This window comes from Mesorhizobium sp. M7A.F.Ca.CA.001.10.2.1 (assembly GCF_003998575.1).
In the GTDB taxonomy this organism is placed as follows: Bacteria; Pseudomonadota; Alphaproteobacteria; order Rhizobiales; family Rhizobiaceae; genus Mesorhizobium.
The window spans coordinates 1-3381 of record NZ_RZQY01000657.1 but is presented as its reverse complement, the minus strand read 5'-3'; the positions used below and the strand labels follow the sequence as shown (position 1 = coordinate 3381).

The window sequence follows — 3381 nt, the reverse complement described above, 5'->3', positions numbered from 1 at the left end:
GCAGGACATCGCCGACGCTGCCGGCTGCTTCCGCTGCCCGCCGGCCGATTTCCCCCAGCAGTTCCTCGACGCCCGTCCCGTTCTTTACCGAAATGACAAGGGCATAATCCTCCGTCGCGTCGCTCGCCGCGCGGTCTTCCAACAGATCGAGCTTGGTGCCGACGCGCAAGGTCGGCGCCACACTCGGCAGCTCGCCGACATCTCTTGGGTTCGCGATGTCCTGCAGCAAGAGCAAGAGATCGGCGCCATGCGCCTTGGCCCTGGCCTTCTCGATGCCGATAGCCTCGACCTTTCCCGGCGCATCGCGCAGCCCGGCCGTATCTGTAAGCCGGACCCGCAGCCCCTGGAGATCAAGTGTCACTTCAAGCAGATCCCGCGTCGTGCCGGGTTCATCCGTTACTATAGCGGCATCCCGCCGCGCCAGGGCGTTGAACAGACTCGACTTGCCGGCGTTGGGCGCGCCAAGGATAACGACCTCGAAGCCGTCACGGATGATTTCGGCAGCACGAAATCCGGCAATGTGCCGGTCGATCTCGCCGATCATAGTTTTGACATCGGACCAAACCGTATCCGAAACGGAACCGGGGACATCGTCTTCATCGGCAAAATCGATCTCCGCCTCGATCATGGCGCGGGCGTGAATCAACCTGCGACGCCAGCCGAGATAGAGTTCGCTCTGAGCGCCTTCGGCATTTTGGACAGCAAAACGCCGCTGCGCCTCGGTTTCAGCGTTGACGAGATCCGCCAGGGCCTCGGTCTCAACCAGGTCGACCTTGCCGTTGAGAAAGGCGCGGCGCGTGAATTCGCCCGGTTCCGCGTGCCTGACGCCGTCGAAACCAGTAATCGTCTCCAGCATCCTGGCCACCACGGCGCGTCCGCCATGAACGTGGAATTCCGCCACATCCTCGCCGGTGAAACTGGCCGGATTGGGAAAGAAAACGACCAAGCCGTTATCGAGCACGGTTCCATCGGGCGCCCTGAATCTGCGCAAGACCGCGACGCGGGGCTTAACAATACCCCCGGCAATCGTTTCGACTACGAATCGAGTCTGCGGGCCGGAAATACGGATGACGGCGACGCCGGCCGGGAGCCGGCCGCTCGACAGCGCTACGATGGAATCGCCTGAAATCATTTGCCCGCTCTACCGAACCGCCCTAGCTTTACGCCCATCAGCCAATCGCACCCGAGTTTGCCCAGTGACGCTGCCCGCGCAAAACCTGCTTGCTGAAGAAGCCAGCCCCTATTTGCAGCAGCACAGCGGCAATCCCGTCCACTGGCGGGCCTGGTCGCCGGCTTCGCTCGAGGAGGCCAAGGCGCTGGACAGGCCGATCCTGCTCTCGGTCGGCTATGCCGCCTGCCACTGGTGCCACGTCATGGCGCATGAAAGCTTCGAGGACGATGGTGTCGCCGCCGTCATGAACCGTCTGTTCGTCAATATCAAGGTCGACCGCGAGGAACGCCCCGACATCGACCAGATCTATATGGCGGCGCTGTCCTCGATGGGCGAGCAGGGTGGCTGGCCACTAACCATGTTCCTGACGCCGGACGGCAAGCCGTTCTGGGGCGGCACCTACTTTCCGCGCGAGCCACGCTATGGCCGCCCCGGTTTCATCCAGGTGATGGAGGCGGTGGACAAGGCCTGGCGCGAGAAGCGGGCGAGCCTCAACCAGAGCGCCGACGGCCTGACCACACATGTCCAGGCACGGCTCGCCGGATTGCACGCGAGAACAGGGCTCGATCGCGACACGCTGGCTGAGCTTGCCAAGGGCATAGACGGCATGATCGACCGCGATCTGGGCGGCTTGCGTGGCGCGCCGAAATTCCCCAATGCGCCGTTCATGCAAACGCTGTGGCTGTCCTGGCTGCGCGACGGCAACGCCAGCCATCGCGACGACGTTCTCAACAGCCTCGAACAGATGGTCAGCGGCGGCATTTACGATCATATCGGCGGCGGGCTCAGCCGTTACTCGACCGACGCCGAATGGCTGGTGCCGCATTTCGAAAAGATGCTTTACGACAATGCCCAGCTGATCCGCTTCTGCAACTGGGCCCATGCCGCAAGCGGCAACGGGTTGTTCCGGGTCCGAATCGAAGAGACGATCGGCTGGCTGCTGCGCGAGATGCGCGTTGACGGCGGCGCCTTTGCCGCCAGTCTCGATGCCGACAGCGACGGCGAGGAAGGACTGTTCTACACCTGGAGCCAAGACGAGATCGAGGCCGCCCTCGTCGACGATTCTGCCTTGTTTTTCAAGCACTTCACGCTCTCCAGCCCGCACGGCTGGGAAGGCAAGCCGGTCGTCCACCAAACCCTGTCCCAGCAATCGCACTATGTGATCGATCGCGCAGAGCTCGGCCCGCTCAAGGCGAAACTCCTCACCGTGCGGGAACAGCGGGTCAGGCCCGGTCTTGACGCAAAGACCCTCACCGACTGGAACGGCCAGATGATCGCAGCGCTTGCAGAGGCCGGCCGTTCGCTGGCGCGGCCTGACTGGATCGATGCGGCGGCAAAGGCCTTTGCCCACATCAGCACCGCCGGCCGCGACAGCCGTCTGCCGCATTCGATGCTCGGCGCCAGAAAACTATTCCCTGCTTTGTCCAGCGACTATGCCGCCATGGCCAACGCAGCGATCTCGCTGTTCGAGGCCACTGGGAATTGGAGCTATGTCGACCAGGCCGGCCAGTTTATCAAGCAGCTCGACCATTGGCACGCCGATACCGAAAAGACGGGGTATTACCTGACCGCCTCGGACAGCACCGACGTGCCGATCCGCATCCGCGGCGATGTCGACGAGGCCATTCCGTCCGCCACCGGCCAGATCATCGAGGCACTGGTCCGGCTGGCCTCCGTCACGGGCGATCTCGAGCTGCAGGAAAGGGCCTGGCAAGTTGCCGAGCACGCCGCCGGCCGCGCGGCCCACCAGGCCTATGGCCAAGCCGGCATCGTCAACGCCTGCGCGCTGGCGATCGAGCCGCTAAAACTGGTCATCGTCGATGCGCTTGACGATCCAAAGCTCGTTCCGGTTGCGAATCGAAGTCCGGACCCACGCCGCGTCGACATTGTCCTGCCGATCGGTACGGGTACGAATCGACCCTTGCTGCCTGGCGGAATCCTGCCGCCGACCAACGAGGCGGGTGCATGGCTGTGTACTGGGCAGGTGTGTTTACCGGTCGTGACGGATGCTGAAGAGTTGGAACGATTGTTGCGAGGGCTATAAGGGCAACGCACTGCTCGATCAGCCCAAAATTGCGGCGCTGGCGCCGCCCCTTGTATCTGCACGAGATGATTATGTGCGATGGAAGCGATTGAGCCTCGGGCCGGATGGCCATCCGGCCCGAGGCTTGGCGAAGTCGCCCGCTGCCCCTCCGGCTACAACCGTCAAT

General features: G+C 63.3%; 2 protein-coding genes. One reads left to right on the top strand and one right to left on the bottom strand.

The window, feature by feature from the left end; genetic code table 11:
* A partial coding sequence (mnmE, locus tag EN964_RS29340; RefSeq protein ID WP_127277067.1) for a tRNA uridine-5-carboxymethylaminomethyl(34) synthesis GTPase MnmE occupies positions 1-1132 on the bottom strand: 1132 nt, incomplete at its 3' end.
* Positions 1133-1196: 64 nt separating this feature from the next.
* Between mnmE and EN964_RS29335 the strand changes: the two genes are divergently transcribed.
* On the top strand, positions 1197-3215 hold the full coding sequence (locus EN964_RS29335) for a thioredoxin domain-containing protein (protein WP_127271099.1): 2019 nt from the start codon (positions 1197-1199) through the stop codon (positions 3213-3215).
* The last annotated feature ends 166 nt before the right edge of the window (positions 3216-3381 follow it).